This is a genomic window from Melioribacteraceae bacterium, assembly GCA_030584085.1.
Lineage (GTDB): Bacteria > Bacteroidota > Ignavibacteria > Ignavibacteriales > Melioribacteraceae > SURF-28.
This window is the reverse complement of the sequence record CP129490.1, coordinates 705,176-726,003: the sequence shown is the minus strand read 5'-3', so window position 1 is coordinate 726,003 and position 20,828 is coordinate 705,176. Positions and strand designations below refer to the sequence as shown.

Below are 20,828 nucleotides of genomic sequence, written 5' to 3'. Positions count from 1 at the left end.
TGATTGATCAAACCGCTACATTTTTTATAATATAATCCGCACAATCTCTTATTTCATTGCTCCAATAAACAAAACCAAATTTTCTATTTTCATATTGCATTCTTTCATCAATCGTTTTGACTAAAGATTTCCACATTTCGCCATGACAAGCAATCGGTTTTTCATTCATTAAATTCTTATTGAACATTTCCCACACTATAGAAAGTTCTACAAGAGTCCCTGTTCCGCCTCGTAAAATTATATAGGCATCACCAATTTCAATTAGTTTTTCGATTCGAGAAAACAGTGTCTGACAATTGATTTCTTCTGATAAATACTGGCTAACTTTTGCACTAAAAATGTTAACCGTAATACCGATAGCTTTTCCACCAGTTTCAGTTACACCTTTAGACACAGCATCCATTATTCCTTGATAACCACCAGAGCAGACATTAAATCCATTTGATCCAAGAATTTTCCCGAGTTCGTATGCAGTTTCATATTCTTCCTCACCCGGTTTTGGCATAGAACTTCCAAAAACAGTAACAACTTTTCTCAAATTATTTCCCGGTTAATTGAACTATAACTTTTCTATTACGTGGGCGTGCATCAAAATCAATTAGTACAATTTGCTGCCAAGTGCCTAGTAATAATTTGGCGCCGGTAAATGGAACTGTAAACGAACCACCTTGTAACGATGCCCTTACATGAGCATGACCATTACCATCATGCCAAGTTTCATTATGCCGGTATGATTTATCCGATGGAATAACTTTTTCGAAAAATGCCGGATAATCATGAAGTAATCCTGGCTCAAATTCGATTGTAGTAATTCCGGCTGTTGAACCCGGGACAAATATTAAAACTGATCCTTCAGTTAATCCTGATCCCGATAATATCTTTCTAACATTTCCGGTGATATCAATAATATCGGTATGACCTTTTGTTTCAATAGAAAAGGACTGCGTATCGATTTTCATCGGTTCATCTCACAAAATAGTTGTACTTAATCCTAAATGAAATCTAATCAAATCTATGGAAGAAGTGAATTTTACTCATCGATTTTCTTACCAAATCAAACCAAAAATTGATAGATTTGGTGACTAAATTTTTCACATTAATTTAAGGTAGGTGTTAGATGAATTCACAGGACTATATTGCATTAGAAGAAAAATACGGAGCGCATAATTATCATCCGCTTGATGTAGTGATTGATAAAGCTGAAGGTGTTTGGGTTTACGATGTTGACGGTAAAAAATATTTAGATTGTTTAGCTGCATATTCCGCCGTAAATCAAGGTCATTGTCATCCAAGAATATTAAACGCAATGAAAGTACAAGCAGATAAAGTTACTTTAACTTCACGCGCGTTTAGAAATAGCCAGCTTCCTCTTTTATACAAAAAATTAAATGAGATCACCGGTTATGAAATGATTTTACCAATGAACTCCGGCGCTGAAGCTGTTGAAACCGCGTTAAAAGCCGCCAGGAAATGGGGATACAAAGTTAAAGGTGTTCCTGAAAACAAAGCAGAAATTATAGTATGTACAAATAACTTTGCCGGAAGAACAATTTCTATTGTTTCTTTCTCTACCGAAGCTCAATATAAAGATGGATTCGGACCTTTCACCGAAGGGTTCAAAGTTGTTGAATATGGTGATTCAAAAGCATTAGAAGATGCAATCACTCCAAATACAGTTGCTTTTATTTTTGAACCTATACAAGGTGAGGGCGGTGTAATTGCCCCACCGGATGGTTACTTAAAGGAAACTTTTGATATCTGTAAGAAAAACAATGTTCTTTATATAACTGACGAAATCCAATCTGGCTTAGGAAGAAGCGGAAAACTTTTTGCGTTTATGTATGAAGATGTTCAACCAGATGCAGTGATTATTGGTAAAGCCTTATCGGGTGGATTTTATCCTGTGTCAGCTGTTCTTTCTAAAAAGGAAGTGCTTGGCGTTTTTAACCCGGGCGATCATGGATCAACATTTGGCGGAAACCCGCTTGGTGCGGCAGTTGCTATAGAAGCTCTCAATGTTTTAGTTGAAGAGAAACTTGTTGAGAATTCTTTCGAGCTTGGAAATTATTTCAGAGAAGAACTAAGAAAAATTGATTCTAATCATGTGAAGGAAGTGCGTGGCAAAGGATTATTTATCGGTGTTGAATTACATCCTGAAGCAAAAGGTGCAAGAAGATTCTGTGAAGCTTTAATGCAGCGTGGCATTTTATGTAAAGAAACTCACGATAATGTTATTCGTTTTGCTCCTCCTCTTGTAATCAAAAAAGAAGAAATTGATTGGGCGTTAAGTCATATTCGTGAAGTATTGGTAATGGACTAATATATAGGTAGGGACAACTCATTGAGTTGTCCCTACAATCTTCATCTTTTTTGATTAATCCACTGGTCAATTGTCATCTTTAGAAAGTTTATTGAAATTGGTTTTGCAATATAATCATTCAACCCGGCCGCTAAGCATTTTTCTCTATCCTTCATACTGGAATGCGCTGTTACGGCAATAACTGGAATGTGTTTTGCTTCAGTTTCAAGTTCACGAATTTTTTGTGTAGCAGTTAATCCATTCATACCCGGCATTTCAATATCCATCAATACAATATCATATCTTCCGGTTGCTGTTGCTCTAATAGCTTCTTCACCTGATGAAACTGCATCAACTTCGTAACCAACACTTTTGAGCAATTTTATTTCAACATTTTGGCTAATGGGATTATCTTCAACTAGTAAAATTCTTTTTTTATTGTCATCTACATATGCGGTCGCAATATCAATCGCTTTCTTAAATTCATCTTTTTCATCAACCGATGTTTTGGGACTAGGTATTTCAGTTTCGCCTTCAACTTCTTCATCAGCACCAGTCGCGATTTTATCATAATCTAATTTTTGTTCAACAGAAAAGGGTTTAGTACTTAATTTTACAGTAACGGCAAATGTGCTTCCAACACCAATTTCACTATCTACTTCTATATCCCCACCCATTAGGTTTGAGAACTCTTTGCAGATAACAAGCCCAAGACCTGTACCTTGACGGTTCGACCGAACACTATGTACTTGAGAGAAAGGACGGAATAACATTTTTAAGCTTTCTTTTGCAATTCCCTGACCAGTATCTTTTACGGTTGTTTTTAAGGTAACCTCATCATTCTTGTTTTCCATCATCTCAATAGAAATTTCAATTTGACCTCTATCGGTATATTTAACTGCATTCGATAATAAGTTCAATAGAATTTGGCGATATCTTGTTGCATCACCAAATAAAGTATGAGGTATCATCGAGTCATAATTTTCAACCACCTTAATGTTTTTGTCTTTCGCGGTCTGACTAATTATTGAAACGGCTTTGTCCAATTCTTTTTTAACACTAAACTCAACTTCATCGAGTTCCATTTTACCGGCTTCAATTTTTGAGAGATCAAGAATATTATTTATAGTATCAAGCAATGAATGAGCAGACATCCTTCCACTTCTGGCAAAGGTTGTTAGTTCTTCTTTGTCTTCATAAAGATTATTCTCAATCAAATCCAAATAGCCTAAGATTGAATTCATCGGTGTTCGGATTTCATGACTCATATTGGCAAGAAAACGGGTTTTAAAACTACTTTCTTCGATGGCTTTTGTGGCAGCTTGATCAGCTTTAATTTTCTCCATCTTTAATGCATCAAGTGCTTTTTGACGATCATACTCTGCTTGAACTTGCTGAGTTATATCTTGCAAACTACCTTCATAATAAAGTGGATTGCCATCGTCATCAGTTATTAACCGAACGTTGGCTTTTACTACAATATGAGTTCCGTCTTTCTTTTTAAGAATGAGTCTATAATTTTTAACTTTACCTTGCTTACTTAAAAGTTTTAAGAGGGTTTGTCTATCATCCGGATTTTTATATACATCTTTTTCTATATCAACAGCCAAGATTTCTTCTTGGGTTTTATATCCCAACATTTTAATTAAGGTAGGATTAACAATTATAAATCTTCCATCAATTGATGACTGATAAATTCCATCGGCAGAATTTTCAAAAATATTTCTAAATCTTTTTTCCGAAGCAGCAACTTCAAAAGTTTTGAAAACAGATTCTCTTCTTAACCTATAATTAATTGAACTTGCTGCAACTGCCATCGCACTTATAAATAGTACAAGTAATACAGCTTCAAACATATTTGGCAAAGCATACACAGCTTTGTCCGTCATCAATATTGAAACAGCAAAGACTATGTTATAATAGATAGCTACAATAATTTGATTGGTTACTTCCCAACTGAGGAAAAGCGCGGCAGTGAATATTATTAAACTAATGATATGAGAATTGAACACCAATGTATCGGGGATAAGATAAATCATTATACCGAAGGAACCGATAATAGAGAGTAATAATATGTGAACTAATCCTACCGGATGCTCTTTACCAAACTTACTATTTGAAAGTACTAATAATAAAAATGCAATCAGAATTGCACTTAACCTAGCAAGATAAACTTCAACAGAATGTTCCGCGAAATATCGGACTTCGAAGATTAGAGCAAATAGACCCGCTACCGCAGTAAACTTAGCGAGAGCTCGAAAAGGAGCTAATAACAACCTATTACTTTCTTCCCGGAAATATCTATACTTATATGTTTTTTCGGAAGTGATTTTTACATCAGACAATTTTTGCCACACAAAATTAATTAGTTTGTAAAATAACGAATTTTATCATTATTAATATAGTGCTTTGTTCTTTATATTGGAATAAGTTGTTTAGATAACGTAACTTAAATATAAATTATATTCACTTTGTGCTAATATATATGATTGATTTTCTTTATCAAATTGACGTTGCACTTTTTTATCTTTTTAATCACACATTATCTAATCCTCTCTTCGATAAATTTTTCCCATTTATTACCGAAGTTAAACATTGGTATTTAGTTTATGTAATTATGTTTTTTCTCCTCCTTATTAAAGGAGGAAAATTAGGACGAATTTCCGCGATTGGTGCGATATTATTAATTGTTATAACAGATCAATTTAGTTCTTTCTTCTTAAAAAATTTAGTTGAACGGATTAGACCATGTAATGAGTTACCGGACGTTAATATATTAGCCGGTTGCACTGGTTCGTTTTCATTTCCTTCTTCACATGCAGTTAACAATTTTGCAGTTGCAGTATTTTTCACAATTCTTTTTCCTAAATACAAATGGGCATTATTTACTATTGCAACTCTCTTAGCATTGTCAAGAGTTTATTGCGGAGTTCATTATCCCTCCGATATAATTGGCGGTGCTATAATTGGTTCCTTATTCGGTTATATTTTAGCTAAGGTAGCGTTAATTATAAATAATCTTATCAAAACAAAATCATAACTATGAAAACAAAATTAGAAATTGCACAGAATTGGCTTCCAAGATATACGGGTACCGAGATAGATGAATTCGGTGATTATATGCTTCTTACGAATTTTAAGAATTACGTAATTAAGTTTGCTGAAAGATTCAACTGTGATGTTAGAGGTGAAGGTCGGGCAATGCAAACGGCAACAAACAGCAAGGGTTTATCAATTATTAACTTTGGTATGGGTTCGGCAAACGCAGCAACAATTATGGATTTACTCGTTGCAAGAAATCCAAAAGGTGTTCTTTTTTTGGGTAAATGCGGTGGCTTAAAACGTTCAACTGAACTAGGACATTTTATTTTACCTATAGCTGCTATTAGAGGTGAAGGTACATCAAATGATTATATGCCTCCGGAAGTTCCTGCTCTTCCATCATTTAAGTTGCATAAATTTGTTTCGAATAAAATCATTGCACATAAAGTTGAATACAGAACCGGAGTAATTTATACAACTAATCGCCGTGTTTGGGAATGGGATAAAAATTTCAAAAAATATTTGAAAACTTTAGGTGCAATTGCAATAGATATGGAAACCGCCACGCTTTTCGTAGCTGGATATAAAAATCAAATTGCGCGAGGAGCACTTTTACTTGTGTCTGATTTACCAATGATGCCGGAAGGTGTTAAGACTGAAGAATCTGATAAGATAGTAACTCATAAGTATGTCGATCTTCATCTGGATATTGGGATTGATGCGATGAGCGATATCGATACAAAAGGTGAGCAAATAAAGCATTTTACATTTTGATTATCGGCATGAGTTTTGAGCTATAATAAGTGGTTAGTTTCATAATTACTGAATTAGCAGAAAATTGAAATGTTTTGTGAGTAGTATTTAGTACTTTACTGTACAGAAAGAATGGAGTATCAGATGAAAAAGATAATGTCCTTCATGATAATTATAAGTTTTGTAACCTTCGCTCAAAACACCCAGATTGATAGTAGCTTATCCGGTTCGCTCGAAGGATTTTTTACCGCTGTGCAAAAAGCTGATTACAAAAATTCGGCAGAATATATAGTCTATAGCGGGAACGATGAGTCAAGAAAATATTTAGAAAAACTTAACTCTGATAACGCTGGCGAATTACAAAGTGCAGAACGAATCGGCAAAAAAGTAAAGGCATATTTGGATATTAGTGATTCATATGAATTCATCGGAAGCAAAGTGGTTACAGAAAATGAAAGAACTTTTGTTTTTGTCAACACTGCGTTTAAAAGCGGAAAGCAAAGTTTGAATATTGAATTCAAATTTGTCGATGTTCAGGGCAAATATCTATTGGTAGGAATAGAATAGGAAATGAATAATTTAGATAGAGATTTTAGGGTAATAGAATTAATTTTCTATTCGATATTATCGATACAAATGTTTCTTGCCGTCACATTTTATTATCTGCGAAGCAATAATATCATTTCAATGGAAGATATTGATTTTGAATACTTGCCTCTCTTAGTTTTAATGATAAATACATTGTTTATTTTGTCAGCAAAATATTTTTTTACTGCTAGGAATAAGATTGATATCAAACTTCCGGTTGAGACAAAAATTCAAAAATATAGACTAAACACAATTTTAATTGTCGTGCTGCTTGATACAGCTTTTCTCATAAATCTCATCATTTATTTACTAAATGGCTCGCAGATTTATTTATTAGTCGGAATTTTAGTATTGATTCTTTTCATAGTTTACAGACCAAATAAATCCAATTTTTATGAAATTTCGCTCACATCAAATGAAAGATCGGAACTTTTGTAACTGATCGATACTTCTGCCCACTTTGTAAAATAATTTACCTCGGCTGTACTAGTTCTCATTCCCCCTTGGAACAATTGAATTATTAAGGTGTTATACAATTAAATAATTTTTTCTAGTTCTTAAGTTGGTGATTTTATTCATGTTTAATTTCCAATGGATTTTTAATCCTATTGTCCGATTTAAATATTTATTTTTGTATTGACTCTCATACATATTTTCAGTAAAAATAAAGTGACCGAATTGTTTACGAGGGAGGTAAATTATGGAAAATGTTAATCTCGGAACGAGACGATTTGATGACTGGTCTAAACTTTTGAATCGCGATACAAAATTGCCGAATGATTCTAAGTTAAAACCCACGGTACCTTTTTCACATCTGAAGCGAGAAACTTCGGGTGTGAGAAAAGAACGAAAGATTCTGACAAGTGAGATGTGGCTCGGTTAAAAAAGGGGAGTTACTTAACTCCCCTTTTTACTAAAGCAACTCCGGCAAAAATTATAACTGCTCCAACTAATATTTGTAAGTTTATAACTTCATCCAAAACTAACCAGCCTAATGTTAAAGCAATAACCGGATTAATATAGGTGTATGTTGAAACAAATGAAATTGGTAAATGTGAAATAGCATACATGTACGAACCATAACCCAAAATCGATGCGATAAAAGTTAGATAAGCAAATGCATAGAAACTTTCTGTAGTGAAATAAAAACTATGCCATTCACCGAGTGAAAAACCAATTGTTAATTGAAATATTCCGGCGAACATCATTTGTATAGTCGCTCCCATCATTGGGTGAACAGATATTTTGTTATATTTAGAATAAACTGTTCCTCCTCCCCAAGCAGCCATCGCTAACATAAGACTTACTATCCCCGGGAAATAATCAGCATGCCATAAATTAAAAAGACTTTCGTAAAATATTGATGTAACTCCGGCTAACCCAATAAACAATCCAAACATTATTTTTACATTCAACTTCGGTCCTTGCGGAACAAATGATTCAATTCCAACAATCCAAAAAGGTAGGGTTGTAATAAGCAAAGAAGTTAATCCACTCGGCAGCCATTGTTCACCAACTACTACTAACCCGTTACCGCACCCAAGTAACAAGATTCCTACAACAGCAAGATGTTTGATGTCCTTTACCGTAGGCAGTTTATATTTACCGAATAGAAGAATCAAAAAGAAAACCGGACCGGCGATTATCCATCTAAAACCGGCGAATAAAAATGGTGGTAAATCCGATACTCCAATTTTAATTGCGAGATAAGTTGTTCCCCAAATTACACAGATAGTAAACCAAGCTAAGTATGCTTTAAATTTAGTATTGTCGATTATTGTAGTCATATCAAATTAATGCGGAAAATTGAAGATGAAAAATTTTCTGATAAGTTTGATTTCACGGATAGTCACACAGTAATTCCTTAAATTTGGGAGAGGAATATTAATAATATTTTTGAGAAATAATGAAATTTATTGAAGACATTAATAATTGGTTAGAGCAGTATCCTTTTCTTAAAGAAAATATAGTTTTTGTTGGTGTAATTCTATTGGCATATGTTGCTTATCTGATTACAAAAAAAATTCTTATGCGGGTAATTAAAGGATTTGTAAAAAAAACAAAAATTGAATGGGATGATATTTTATTAAGCGACAGAGTTTTAAGAAGAATTTCTCTTGTTGCACCGTTTCTTGTAATAATTAACTTCGCATACTTGGTTCCGACTTTTGCTGGGTTGATACAAAGATTCTCAACCATATTAATAATCTTTTTTATTCTATTAACTATCAGTTCATTACTCACAGGTATTGTAGAAGTTTATGAAAAGATTGAGCGATACAAAGACCGTCCGATTAAAGGATACATTCAAGTTGTAAAAATAATCATGTTTATTTTCGGGGGTATTTTAATCATTACAACTCTCACCGGACAGTCGCCTTGGGCTATTCTTGGTGGTTTAAGTGCTTTAACCGCAGTAATTATTCTAGTCTTCCGCGATACAATACTTTCCTTTGTTGCAAGCATACAAATTTCTTCTTATGATTTAGTTAAGGTTGGAGATTGGATAGAAGTACCGAAGTTTGGTGCCGATGGTGATGTTATCGATATCGCTCTTCATACAATAAAAGTTCAGAACTGGGATAAAACCATCACCGTTATTCCGACTTATAAACTTATTGAAGACAGTTTCAAAAACTGGCGCGGTATGCAGCTTAGTGGTGGTAGAAGAATTAAACGGTCAATTTATATCGACCAAAATTCAATAACCTTTTGCACTGATGAAATGTTGGAGAGATTCGGCAAGTACCAATTAATAAAAGATTATCTTGATAAGAAAAAAAACGAAGTGAAAAAGTATAACGAAGAAAAAAAGTTTGACACAACTCAACTTATAAACGGAAGAAGACTCACCAATGTCGGGACTTTTAGAGCTTACTTAAAAGAATATCTTTTAAAAAGAGAAGATGTTAATAAGGGAATGACTTTTTTAGTCCGCCATTTACCACCGGGTCCAGAAGGGTTACCGATTGAAATTTACGTGTTCGCCACCACAACTAAATGGGCGGAATATGAAGATATTCAATCAGATATATTTGATCATATATTTGCTGTCGTTCCACAATTTGAATTGAGAATATTCCAGAATCCAACTGGTAATGATTTTAAATCATTGTCAGGTTCATCTAAAACATAGGTGATATTATGCAGGCGAAAGTTTCGGAAATTATTGCACAAGCATTTGTTGATTTAGGTGTTAGTGTTGTGACCAATGTTCCAGGTTTAGGCGGCACACAAGTTTACGGCGAATATGTAGCAAAAACATTTAAACAGCATCCCGTTTCATTTCATGAAGAAGTTGCTTATACAATCTCTCATTCGGCTGCTATTTGCGGTAAACGTTCCGCATTTCTTGGTAAATCACAAGGTGTTGCCAAAGCAATGAATTCTATTACCGATTCACTTTACACTGATATGACAGCCGGATTTGTTTCTATTATTTTTGATGATAAAACAGGTCGAAGTTCGGATAATATTTTGGAGATTGAGCCACTATTAAAAGGAGCTGCAGTTCCTCATCGTGTTGCTTCACCCGATTCGATTTATGAAGATGTAGTTAGCGCATTCCGTGAATCAGAAAAATCATTCTCACCATTCTTTTTAATATTAGATGCCGCACAAGTAGAGAATACATTTGAGTATGAAAGACGGACAAATCTTGAGAAAAGGTTTACTTATCAAAGAGATATTTATAACCATGTAGTTCATCCGTTTTTATCGGATTATCAATACAAAGTATTTTCAGCAAAGAAATTTGATGGTGACAGAAGTATAATTAAAAAACCCGCATTACCAAATATCCCCAATGATTTACCTGAAAAATACAAAGAGGCGGCACACAAGTACCTTCCGTTTTTCGAATTGTTTTCAAAATTGAAACGAGATATTACAACAGGCGATACAAGTATATCAAGTTCTTTTGCATTCCCTCCTTATAATGCAATTGATATTGTTACATACATTGGTGGCAGCATTCCGCTTGCGATCGGTGCTTACATTGCCGGTAATAAAAAAGTTTGGGCACTAACAGGTGATTTTGGTTTTCTTTGTGCCGGACATCTTGGTTTGATGGAAGCGGTTAATCGTCAACTTCCGATTAAAATAGTAATATTCAACAATAAATCCGCAGCAGCTACAGGCGGACAAAAAATTGATAAAAAACTTTTACCCAGAATTCTTTCCGGGTTTGATCAATATGTAACTCATATTTCATCTCCATCAGATTTATTTGAAGTAGAAGCTGTTTTAAAGGAAGTAAATAATTCTGATGAACTGAAAGTTGTAGTAGTTGATTACTAATTTTTCGTAATCATATTTATTCACTTCATTAGAAAATTTATTTATATGTTTTTTTCTAATTCCTTATTTTGCGTCAACTCTTATACAACTCACAATGAACAAAAAAAATATTTACAAGGATATTCCTTCTTCAATTAAGGATGAGCTATTTGAGTTAATAGACCAAACAGAACATCTTAAAATTGAACGTATTATATCGGACGGACATCACTCTCCCCAAAATTTTTGGTACGATCAAGAAATGAATGAACTCGTATTTTTACTACAAGGTTGTGCCGTAATTGAATATGAAAATGGAACCAAGTTAAATTTAGAAGTAGGCAACTATGTAAAAATTAAAGCTCACGAAAAGCACAGAGTTGTCGAAACGAGTAATACCGGCAAAACAATTTGGTTAGCAATTCATTATTAAACTTACGGAGGTAAGCGTGTTTGAAAACACTTTAATAGATTCCAACCAAACGTGGATTCTTTGGTCAATTCTTCTTCTTGCAGCTTATTTCGGAATTTGGGCTGAGAAGACAAAAATAGGTTCGCGTTTATCAGGTGCGGTTGTAGCAATTCTAACAACTTTTGTTTTATCTAATTTGTCAATTATTCCCGCAGTATCGGAAGTTTATGATACTGTCTGGTCTTACCTTGTTCCGCTGGCAATTCCGACACTTTTATTTAAAGCAAACTTAAAGCGCATTATAAAAGAAGCCGGACCAACTTTAATCGCGTTTTGTTTCGGAGCTATTGGTACGGTAATCGGAACAATAATTTCTTTTAATATAGTTTCACTTGGAGATGAAGGCTGGCGATTAGCCGGAATATTTTGCTCAACTTATATCGGCGGCTCAATGAATTATGTTGCAGCAGCCGAAGCGCTTCAATTAATGTCGGGCGATCTTCTTACAGCCGGAATTGCCGCGGATAATTTGGTTATGACTCTTTACTTTCTTTTATTGTTCGCCATTCCATCGTTTACTTTTCTTCAGAAGAGATTTAAAACCCATCATGAAGATAACGCACAAAATGTCGATTCATCAAAAATGCAATCCGTCAGTGATGTTTCCGAATTAAGTTTATCTAATCTCGCAAAAGCTTTGGCAATTAGTACATCTGTTTGCGCTGTTGGTTTTTTATTACAAGATATTACCGGTATTAAAGGCAGCGGAATTTTAATAATAACAGCAATTGTTGTTTTTTTAGCAACAGCTTTTCACAATGCGATGGGAGAAATTAAAGGAGCCGACAAAGTAGGTACATTTTTAATGCAAATATTTTTTGCAGCAATTGGGGCGAGTGCAAACATTGCAATTGTAATTGAGTTTGGACCGGTTCTATTTATTTTTGCTGCTATTATTTTATCAATTCACTTACTATTCTTATTAACTGCGGGAAAAATTTTCAAACTTGATTTGGCAGAAATCGTTATAGCTTCGAATGCTAACATGGGCGGCCCCACAACCGCGGCGGCAATGGCAGTGGCAAGAAAATGGGAAAGCTTGGTTATACCGGCAATTTTAGTTGGGACTTTAGGTTATGCAATTGCTACATTTATAGGTACCGGAGTTGGTTATTGGTTACAACCTTAAAAATAAATGAAATTAAAACGTGCAAATGATAGATATCTCGGCGGTGTTTGCGGAGGAATCGCCGAATATCTAAAAGTTAATCCAAATTTTGTAAGAATAATTTGGTCTCTTGTAACATTATTTTCTGCAATGATTCCGGGATTAATTGTTTACATTATTCTGTGGATTATCATGGAACCGCCCGAAGAGTAATTGTAGATTTTGATTTCCATTTTATCTTAAAATGATTGCGATATATTTATGTTTACTAATTAGATGAGTTGATGTGAAAAAAATATTTTTAGTTATTCTTGTTTTAGCAAGCAATACACCTTTAATATCCCAAGTTAAGTTCGAGGCTATTGGCGGCTATATTGGTTTGGGAAGTATTAAAGGAAACTCGGCATCGGTCGGCAGTTTTACAACCTCTGTTTTCTTAGATACAAGATTATCTCTCGCGGACGATGTTATTTTTAGATTTAGTTTCCATTATGCACGTAAGTTAGAATCGTTATTACCCGACAACTCTCAATCTAGATATTTCCCATTTGTTCGAGGCGGTTCAATAAAATTAATTTTAGAACAACCATTAAGTGAATACTTCTTTCTTGAAGAAGGATTGGGAATACTTGCACTAAATGACAGAACATTCAGTGATGTTGACAAATGGGCATTTGGTGCGGCTTTTAATCTCGGAATCGGTTTGGATTTTCGAAACTATAAGCAGTCCGGTTTTAAACTTTTACTTGGTTCTGATATTGGAACAACGTTTAATGCAACAACGCCAAGTTATATTTCTTTCCACATTCAAACAGGATATTATTTTTAGATTTGAGAAAATTCTACTCATCAATAATCTTTGTCTTTGGTAAATCTTTGGAAGGATAGCTTCCGAGAATTTTTAAGAATCTTGTGAAAGGTGTTAATTCATGAATTGCTTTTTGAACATTCTTATCGGATAAATTTCCTTCCAAATCCAAGTAGAACATTTCTTCCCACGGATTCCCGAGTATCGGTCTGGATTCTAATTTTGTCAAGTTGATATTATATTTCCGGAAAGTCATTAATCCTTCAACCAAAGCTCCGGCTGTGTGGGCGGTAGCCATCACTATAGAAGTTTTAGACGGAACTCTTTTATCAATTGATATCGGTTTGCGTGCACAAATTAAAAATCGAGTGAAATTTTCGGGCTGATTTGCGATGTTCTTCTTTAAAATTTTCACCCCAAATACTTTCGCTGCTTCTTCACTGGCTATTGCCGCATGAAATTTATTTTTTTCTTCACTAATTCTTTTTACTGACATTGCAGTATCTGCAAAATATTCCAGGGTGGGATTATTAAGTGTGTCTATAAAACCACTACACTGCGCGGCTGCTTGGTAATGTGCATAAATCTTTTTGATTTTTTCAAGCGGAATTTCTTCCGTACAACAAAGGCAATGTTCTACTTTAAATTTTTCTTCCCCTACTATAGATAAAGTTGTATGAAGCAATATATCATAAACTTCATTGATGCCACCGGATGTAGTATTTTCAATCGGAAGGATTGCATAATCTGCTTCACCGTTTTCAACTGCTTTTGCGACTTCCTCAAATCTTTCTTCGCCCACAAATTCGATTGAATCTTCATAGTCATTAAAGAATCTTTGTGCAGTTAAATAGCTGTATGAACCTTCAATACCTTGTATGGCAACTTTAATTTTTTTCTTCTTCCTGTCTCTCTTATTTGCTTGCTGCTGTATGTATTTTTGTTGAAGTCTTACAGAATTTTCAATCACTTCATAGAATATGCGAGAAACATATTCCGCTTCAAGACCTTTTTGTTTTCCTTCATTAATTAATCTATTGAGAAGTTCTTTCTCTCTCTTTTCATCACGGATCGGTAAATCATTAAGATCTTTCGCTTTAATAATTTCTTTGCTTAGTTCTCTTCGTTTGGAGAATAAATCCAGCAAGGAAGAATCAATTTTGTTGATTTCTCCACGGAGCTTATCTATCTGATTTAATTTTTTTGACATAGCGTTAATTGTAAAAATAAGTGCAAAAAGTAAGAAATAATTTCATTTATAAAAAGATATTTAGTATTGAATAAGAGATTACGATAAACTTATCCCATTACCCATATTTATTTAAGTTGACAGTAAAAAGCAAAAATTTTATCTTTCCAAAAGATATTAGAATCTTTTTTTCTAATTATTCCCTTATTTCTTAACTGGTTAAAAAGATATTATGATCAAGATAAAGATTTTTTTGACAACCCACACGAGTTCTTTCTTAGAAAAACCTAAAATAATCTATAAAAACATGGTAAAAAAATGGGAAAACAAACAAGAAGAGATTTCCTAAAAGTATCTGCCGCATTAGGAGGAACAGTTGCAGGTTTGAGTGCACTTTCTCCCAAAGAGGCAAAGGCTGCCGATATGAAAAATCTATCCGAGGATAGAATGGGTGTGCTTGTAGATACTACTGTATGTATAGGATGTAGAAGATGTGAATGGATGTGTAAAAAAACACATGGTTACGATGCCGGCGATATCGAAACTTATAGCGACGAAGAGGTATTCAACAAGATGCGTAGACCTCATAACGAGGGTTATACCGTTGTTAACCGCTATGATAATCCGGATCAACCATATCATCCGATTAATGTAAAAGTTCAATGTATGCATTGTGATCAACCCGCATGTGTTTCGGCTTGTATTGTCGGTGCTTTTTCAAAAAAAGAAGATGGTTCGGTTATTTGGGATACCGGTATGTGTATCGGCTGTCGATATTGTATGGTTGCCTGCCCCTTCCAAATTCCAACTTTCGAGTATGACAAAGCTATTGAACCTGATATTAGAAAATGCGATTTCTGCCATGAAAGAACTGCCGAGGGATTACTGCCCGGTTGTGTAGAAATCTGTCCTGTTGAAGCTCTCACTTATGGTAAAAGACGAGATCTAATTGCGATCGCAGAAAAAAGAATGGAATTATATCCTGATCGTTACATCAACAAGATTTATGGTCATACCGAAGTAGGCGGAACATCTTGGATGTACATGGCAAGTAGAGATTTCCATGAATTTGATTTTCCAAAACTCAAAAATAATCCCGCTCCCGGTGTATCCGAATCAATTCAGCATGGAATTTTTGCTTACTTCGTTCCACCGATTGCTCTTTATGCTTTACTTGGAGGAATTATGTGGGTCTCAAAAAATAAAGAAAAGAAACATGGGGAGGATGAATAATGGAACATAATCTACAACCTATCCCCGTAAAACATAAATATTTCACTCCTGGAGTAATATTTATAGCAATTATTGCTGCAATCGGGATGACATTTTTATTAGGAAGATTTTTATTCGGACTCGGTGCTGTTACAAACTTGGATAACTTTTATCCATGGGGAATTTGGATCGGGTTAGATGTTGCTGCCGGTGTTGCTTTAGCTGCCGGTGGTTTTACAACTGCCGCACTTGGTCACATTTGGCATCGCGATAAATATGAAGTTTTAGTGAGACCTGCTTTACTAACCGCCTTACTAGGCTATACATTTGTCGCATTCGGAGTATTTACAGATATCGGTAGATGGTATTATATCTGGCATCCGCTTATTATGTGGAACGGTAACTCCGCACTTTTTGAAGTAGGTATTTGCGTTATGTTTTATCTAACTGTTCTATATATTGAATTTCTTCCGATGGTGACGGAAAGATTTATGGGAAAAGTTAATCTACCCGGTTTCTTAAAAGCGTTTAATAAAATTGTTGATAAAATTCTCCATGTGCTGGATAGAACTCTTAACAAAGTAATGTGGATATTTATTATTGCCGGTGTAGTTCTTTCGTGTTTACATCAATCTTCTCTCGGCACATTAATGATTATTGCCGGTGAAAAAATGCATCCATTATGGCAAACTCCAGTATTACCGCTTCTATTTTTATTATCAGCATTTTCAGTCGGATTTCCAATGGTAATTATGGAGTCACTAACGGCATCAAAATCATTTGGTATGAAACCCGAGAAAGAAGTTCTAACTAGTTTATCAAGATTTGTAGGACCATTGCTTGGAGTTTATCTCGCTGCTAAACTTGGCGATATGTTCATCCGCGAATCTTTTGTTTATCTAGCTGAAATAAATACAGCAAGTATAATGTTTACTGTTGAAATGGTAATAGGAGTTATTATACCGCTAAGGATGTTTCTCTCGCCTGCCGTTAGAGAAAACACGACGGGACTCTATATTGCTTCGATGTTGGTAATATTCGGAGTTCTCTTAAATCGGTTTAATAATTTTGTGATCGCATATGATCCGCCTTATACCGATGCATCTTACTTCCCATCAGTTGGTGAAATATTTGTAACATTAGGATTTGTTGCTCTAGAAATTCTTCTTTATAGAGCATTTGTAATGATATTCCCGATTATCAGTCAGCCTGTAAAAGGTGCAATTCAAAAAGCTAAATATGCAATCAAAGGTGCATGATGAAAAAATTAAAAACACATATAGCATTATTATTTTTTGTGATTGGATTTGTATTTACAATCAATGCACAATCTCACAAGAATATGAATTTTAGTTGTAATACTTGCCACGCTTGTGATACACCGACAAAATCGGATCCCTGTTTAATCGAATGTCCTCGAGAAATGATGATAACTGTTTATCAATCTCCTGAAGAATCTCCAGATATCATTGTATTGAATAAAATGAAATCCGTTGAAGATTTATATGAACCTGTTCAATTTACACATAGACTTCATGCGGAAATGGCCGGAATGTCGAACGGATGTGAAATGTGCCATCACTATAATCCTCCCGGAAATGTAGTATCATGCAGCCAATGTCACTCCGCATCGAGAGTTAGACAAGATATTTCCAAACCGGATTTAAAAGCAGCGTTTCACAGACAATGTATTGACTGCCATAAACAATGGGAAGAAAAAGTTGAATGTAAAAGTTGTCACGAATTGAATTCAAGCGGTAAATCAGCTTTCGATAAAAAAACACAAACTACCGATAGAGTTCATCCGAAAATTATAGAGCCGACAAAAATCGTGTATGATTCGAAAGAATATGAATCGACCCTTGTAACTTTCTTCCATAATGAACACACCTCTTTATACGGATTTGAATGTGCTAGTTGCCATAAGAACGAAAGTTGTGCAGCTTGTCATGATAAGAAGACACCGGTTAAAGATGTTGAAATGGAATTCACCGTTAAGCATCAGAAGTGTGCATCTTGCCATGAAACGGAGGACAATTGTGAAAGTTGCCACAGAACTGAAGAGTTAAAACCCTTCAATCATAAACAGCGAACCGGTTTCGACTTGGGAAAATATCATAATAAATTAGGCTGTGTGAAATGTCATACAACTAGTCAAGTATATACAGGTTTAAATAGCAATTGTAATTCATGCCATGAAAACTGGGCTCCTGATAATTTTGATCACAGAATTGTTGGTCTGAGTTTAAGTGAAAATCATATTGAGTGGACTTGCGATGTTTGTCATGAAAATAATGACTTCAAGAAAACTCCGGTTTGTTCAACTTGTCACGATGAAGATATAACTTATCCCGATTATGAACCGGGAGAAAGATTGTAAGAAATGAAACACTATGTAAGTAAAATAGGGTTCAAATTAATTTCGGTTGTTGGGGCCACTTCCCTTATTATTATTGGAGTTTACGGATTTATTGCTATCAAATCTCAACAATCCGTGTTGCTGGATGAGGTAGAACGTCACGGTAATCAATTGAGTGAAGCATTAAAGAAAAGTATGCATTTTGAAATGCTTGCAAACAACCGTGAAAGTATTCATAACATGATTAATACAATCGGCGAAGAACCTTCAATTAAACAAGTAAGAATATTTAATAAAGCCGGAGAGATAATTTATTCGGCCGAAAATAATGACATCGGTAAAATGGTTGACATGCAAGGCGAAAGCTGCTTTGCATGTCATGCCAAAGATGAACCTCTTACACGTTTATCAATGAACGAGCGAACAAGAATATTTAGAGATGAAGCTAAAGGAATTCGTGTACTTGGAATTATAAATCCAATTTATAATGAAGTGAATTGTTATAATGCTCCTTGTCACGCGCATACTGAAAATCAAACTGTACTTGGCGTTCTTGATATAACCTTGGGCTTAGAAGATATTGATAAACAAATATCAAAAAGTGAATTAAACATATTACTATTCTCAATAATTTCGATTGTAGGGATTAGCTTAATAATTATTTTCTTCATACGCCGTTGGGTTGTAAAACCGGTTAGTTTACTTGTAACTGCGACAAAAAATGTTGCTGCGGGTAACCTTCAATATACAATTGATAAAACACAGAATGACGAACTAGGTATGCTTGCGACTTCGTTTAATAATATGACACACAAACTTGCAGAAGCTAGAATGCAATTGTTTCAATCTGATAAAATGGCTTCGCTTGGCAAATTAGCAGCCGGTGTTGCACACGAAATTAATAATCCATTGACCGGAGTTTTAACTTACAGTAGTTTTTTGTTAAAAAGAACAAAAGATAATCCCGAATTTCAAGAAGACTTAAAAGTAATTGTTCGCGAGACAAAAAGAAGTCGTGAAATTGTTAAAGGACTTCTCGATTTTGCTAGACAATCGGTTCCAAAGAAAAATAAAGCTGATATAAATGAAATAATTGATCGAGCTTATACGGTTATCGAAAATCAGCTAACTATGAATAAAGTTAAATTCGAAAGAGATTATCAACCTGATCTTCCGACAATTATTGTTGATTCTAATCAGATGCAGCAAGTTTTTATAAACTTAATTGTAAATGCGTCGGATGCAATCGGTAGCGGTGGCGGAAATATAAAAGTAAGTACAAAACTTATTGAACTTTCACCTTTCGGTGTTATTCAAATTAAAAAAGCCGAATGCGGTAAGCGACACAATCTGTTGGACGATCACCATAAGATTGACGGACTTCCTTCGATAAAATTATTAGCTGAGCAAGATGAAAAAGATGGATTGATTAACCTTAACGCAACTTACGGGAAAAAGGATCATGATGCTGAGATGATAGTCAATACAAATAAACCTTTCTCACTTGAATGCCCAACTTGCAGTATTTCTTTACTTGATGAAAATGAAAAATGTCCCGAATGCAATTCACCAATCTATAAAATTGAAACTCCGGGCGAAGGTCAATTAAAAGGATGTATAAATAAAAATTGCTATTGGCAATTATGGCCACAGGTTGAATCAAGTGGAAGAAGAGAATTTATTCAAATAACAATTGAAGATAACGGAAGTGGAATCCCTCAAGAAAATCTATCCAAAATTTTTGATCCGTTTTTCAGCACAAAAGGTCAAAAAGGCACCGGGCTTGGTCTAGCCGTTATATGGGGAATTATTGATAATCATGATGGCAACATAAAAGTGGAAAGCAAAGTTAATGTCGGCACAAAATTCATAATAAGTTTACCAATGGAGCCGATTAGAAAACAATGAAGGAAAAACAATTAAAAATATTAATTGTGGATGATGAACAAGTTGTTGTTGATTCTCTAGAAAAGATTTGTGCTTTAGAAGATTTCCAAACATCTTTTGCATTAACCGCAGAAGATGGTCTTTCACTTCTTTCAAAAGATAAATTTGATTTGATTCTCTCAGATATAATGCTGCCGGAAATGAATGGTTTCGAATTTTTAGAAACGCTTCAATTAAGAAAAATCGAGACACCTGTTATAATGATCACAGGCTATTCAACATTAGAGAATGCTGTTAAAGCTTTGAATGAAGGAGCGATTGATTATATCCCAAAACCATTTGAGGTAGATGAAATACTAAGCGCTCTTTATAGAGCCAAAAATTTTATTCGTATTAGATATAAAGTCAAAGAAGAAGAAACTACTGATATAGTTTATGTTAATTGTCCATCGAAATATTTCCGGCTTGGGCTATTCTCTTGGGTTCACATAACAGATGAAGGTTCAGCTTTAGTAGGAGCAACGGATTTATTCTTAAAGACAATTGATAACTATAACAATCTCACATTAAAGGAAATCGAAGAAGAAATTTACCAAGGAAGCTCTTGTGCAAAATTAATTGAAGATGATGTTTATATCCATGATTTGCTTGCACCAATTTCCGGTAAAATTATTGAACGAAATGAAGCTGTAATTAACAATAATAGCATAATAGAGAAAGATCCGTTTTTTAATGGTTGGTTGTATAGAGTTATACCCACTGACATTGAATATGAGATGAAAAATTTATCTTCATGCAGTTCGGATCAGATATAAAGAAATTAATTAATGTAC

Annotated in this window: 22 protein-coding genes; 17 read left to right on the top strand and 5 right to left on the bottom strand. The window is 34.5% G+C overall.

The genetic code is table 11. The features are described from left to right. Positions 1 to 7: 7 nt before the first annotated feature. Positions 8 to 538 (bottom strand): LOG family protein, encoded by a 531-nt coding sequence (locus QY331_03300; protein ID WKZ70283.1) that lies wholly within the window; start codon positions 536 to 538, stop codon positions 8 to 10. A 1-nt stretch (position 539) separates the two neighbouring features. Next, positions 540 to 959, bottom strand: a complete 420-nt coding sequence (locus tag QY331_03295) for a secondary thiamine-phosphate synthase enzyme YjbQ (GenBank protein WKZ70282.1) — start codon at positions 957 to 959, stop codon at positions 540 to 542. A gap of 158 nt (positions 960 to 1,117) precedes the next feature. Here QY331_03295 and rocD point away from each other — a divergent pair, with 158 nt between their 5' ends. Then, complete coding sequence (gene rocD, locus QY331_03290; GenBank protein ID WKZ70281.1) at positions 1,118 to 2,320, top strand: ornithine--oxo-acid transaminase; 1,203 nt, start codon at positions 1,118 to 1,120, stop codon at positions 2,318 to 2,320. Between the two features lie 41 nt (positions 2,321 to 2,361). On the opposite strand, the gene QY331_03285 is transcribed toward rocD, so the two are convergent. After that, entirely contained in the window at positions 2,362 to 4,644 is a 2,283-nt protein-coding gene (locus QY331_03285) for a response regulator (protein ID WKZ70280.1), read from the bottom strand. A 140-nt stretch (positions 4,645 to 4,784) separates the two neighbouring features. Here QY331_03285 and QY331_03280 point away from each other — a divergent pair, with 140 nt between their 5' ends. From QY331_03280 to QY331_03260, 5 genes are all read left to right on the top strand, one after another. Further along, positions 4,785 to 5,339, top strand: a complete 555-nt coding sequence (locus QY331_03280) for a phosphatase PAP2 family protein (GenBank protein ID WKZ70279.1) — start codon at positions 4,785 to 4,787, stop codon at positions 5,337 to 5,339. A 2-nt stretch (positions 5,340 to 5,341) separates the two neighbouring features. Then, positions 5,342 to 6,115, top strand: coding sequence for an AMP nucleosidase (locus QY331_03275; GenBank protein WKZ70278.1), 774 nt, complete (start codon positions 5,342 to 5,344; stop codon positions 6,113 to 6,115). A 123-nt stretch (positions 6,116 to 6,238) separates the two neighbouring features. Further along, positions 6,239 to 6,661, top strand: a complete 423-nt coding sequence (locus tag QY331_03270) for a hypothetical protein (GenBank protein ID WKZ70277.1) — start codon at positions 6,239 to 6,241, stop codon at positions 6,659 to 6,661. 3 nt (positions 6,662 to 6,664) lie between these two features. After that, positions 6,665 to 7,120 (top strand): hypothetical protein, encoded by a 456-nt coding sequence (locus QY331_03265; GenBank protein WKZ70276.1) that lies wholly within the window; start codon positions 6,665 to 6,667, stop codon positions 7,118 to 7,120. A 262-nt stretch (positions 7,121 to 7,382) separates the two neighbouring features. Then, a complete protein-coding gene (locus QY331_03260; protein ID WKZ70275.1) occupies positions 7,383 to 7,565 on the top strand; it encodes a hypothetical protein in 183 nt (60 codons plus the stop codon). A gap of 10 nt (positions 7,566 to 7,575) precedes the next feature. On the opposite strand, the gene QY331_03255 is transcribed toward QY331_03260, so the two are convergent. After that, positions 7,576 to 8,469 carry an EamA family transporter gene (locus tag QY331_03255; GenBank protein WKZ70274.1) on the bottom strand — a complete coding sequence of 298 codons (894 nt, stop codon included), beginning with the start codon at positions 8,467 to 8,469 and terminating at the stop codon, positions 7,576 to 7,578. Between the two features lie 119 nt (positions 8,470 to 8,588). Between QY331_03255 and QY331_03250 the strand changes: the two genes are divergently transcribed. From QY331_03250 to QY331_03225, 6 genes are all read left to right on the top strand, one after another. Beyond that, positions 8,589 to 9,818: a mechanosensitive ion channel gene (locus tag QY331_03250; GenBank protein WKZ70273.1), complete on the top strand. Its 1,230-nt coding sequence runs from the start codon at positions 8,589 to 8,591 to the stop codon at positions 9,816 to 9,818. A gap of 8 nt (positions 9,819 to 9,826) precedes the next feature. Continuing rightward, on the top strand, positions 9,827 to 10,981 hold the full coding sequence (locus QY331_03245; GenBank protein ID WKZ70272.1) for a thiamine pyrophosphate-dependent enzyme: 1,155 nt from the start codon (positions 9,827 to 9,829) through the stop codon (positions 10,979 to 10,981). Between the two features lie 94 nt (positions 10,982 to 11,075). Continuing rightward, positions 11,076 to 11,393 (top strand): phosphoribosylaminoimidazole carboxylase, encoded by a 318-nt coding sequence (locus QY331_03240; protein ID WKZ70271.1) that lies wholly within the window; start codon positions 11,076 to 11,078, stop codon positions 11,391 to 11,393. 16 nt (positions 11,394 to 11,409) lie between these two features. Continuing rightward, on the top strand, positions 11,410 to 12,561 hold the full coding sequence (locus tag QY331_03235) for a DUF819 family protein (protein WKZ70270.1): 1,152 nt from the start codon (positions 11,410 to 11,412) through the stop codon (positions 12,559 to 12,561). A gap of 6 nt (positions 12,562 to 12,567) precedes the next feature. Beyond that, entirely contained in the window at positions 12,568 to 12,753 is a 186-nt protein-coding gene (locus tag QY331_03230) for a PspC domain-containing protein (GenBank protein ID WKZ70269.1), read from the top strand. A 73-nt stretch (positions 12,754 to 12,826) separates the two neighbouring features. Further along, the gene (locus QY331_03225) at positions 12,827 to 13,369 is read left to right on the top strand and encodes a hypothetical protein (protein ID WKZ70268.1); all 543 of its coding nucleotides are present in this window, start codon (positions 12,827 to 12,829) and stop codon (positions 13,367 to 13,369) included. Between the two features lie 13 nt (positions 13,370 to 13,382). Here the strand turns inward: QY331_03225 and QY331_03220 are convergent, their stop codons facing one another. Then, positions 13,383 to 14,558 carry a chorismate mutase gene (locus QY331_03220; GenBank protein WKZ70267.1) on the bottom strand — a complete coding sequence of 392 codons (1,176 nt, stop codon included), beginning with the start codon at positions 14,556 to 14,558 and terminating at the stop codon, positions 13,383 to 13,385. A 297-nt stretch (positions 14,559 to 14,855) separates the two neighbouring features. Here QY331_03220 and QY331_03215 point away from each other — a divergent pair, with 297 nt between their 5' ends. The 5 genes from QY331_03215 to QY331_03195 are packed head-to-tail and all read left to right on the top strand — an operon-like array spanning position 14,856 to position 20,810. Then, a complete protein-coding gene (locus QY331_03215; protein ID WKZ70266.1) occupies positions 14,856 to 15,770 on the top strand; it encodes a 4Fe-4S dicluster domain-containing protein in 915 nt (304 codons plus the stop codon). Further along, positions 15,770 to 17,008, top strand: coding sequence for a Ni/Fe-hydrogenase cytochrome b subunit (gene hybB / locus QY331_03210; GenBank protein ID WKZ70265.1), 1,239 nt, complete (start codon positions 15,770 to 15,772; stop codon positions 17,006 to 17,008). The genes QY331_03215 and hybB overlap by 1 nt, the downstream gene beginning before the upstream one ends. Continuing rightward, a complete protein-coding gene (locus QY331_03205) occupies positions 17,008 to 18,129 on the top strand; it encodes a cytochrome c3 family protein (GenBank protein ID WKZ70264.1) in 1,122 nt (373 codons plus the stop codon). Before hybB ends, QY331_03205 begins: the two co-directional genes overlap by 1 nt. A gap of 3 nt (positions 18,130 to 18,132) precedes the next feature. After that, positions 18,133 to 20,016, top strand: coding sequence for an ATP-binding protein (locus tag QY331_03200; protein ID WKZ70263.1), 1,884 nt, complete (start codon positions 18,133 to 18,135; stop codon positions 20,014 to 20,016). Then, positions 20,013 to 20,810, top strand: a complete 798-nt coding sequence (locus QY331_03195) for a response regulator (GenBank protein ID WKZ70262.1) — start codon at positions 20,013 to 20,015, stop codon at positions 20,808 to 20,810. The genes QY331_03200 and QY331_03195 overlap by 4 nt, the downstream gene beginning before the upstream one ends. Positions 20,811 to 20,828 lie beyond the last annotated feature (18 nt).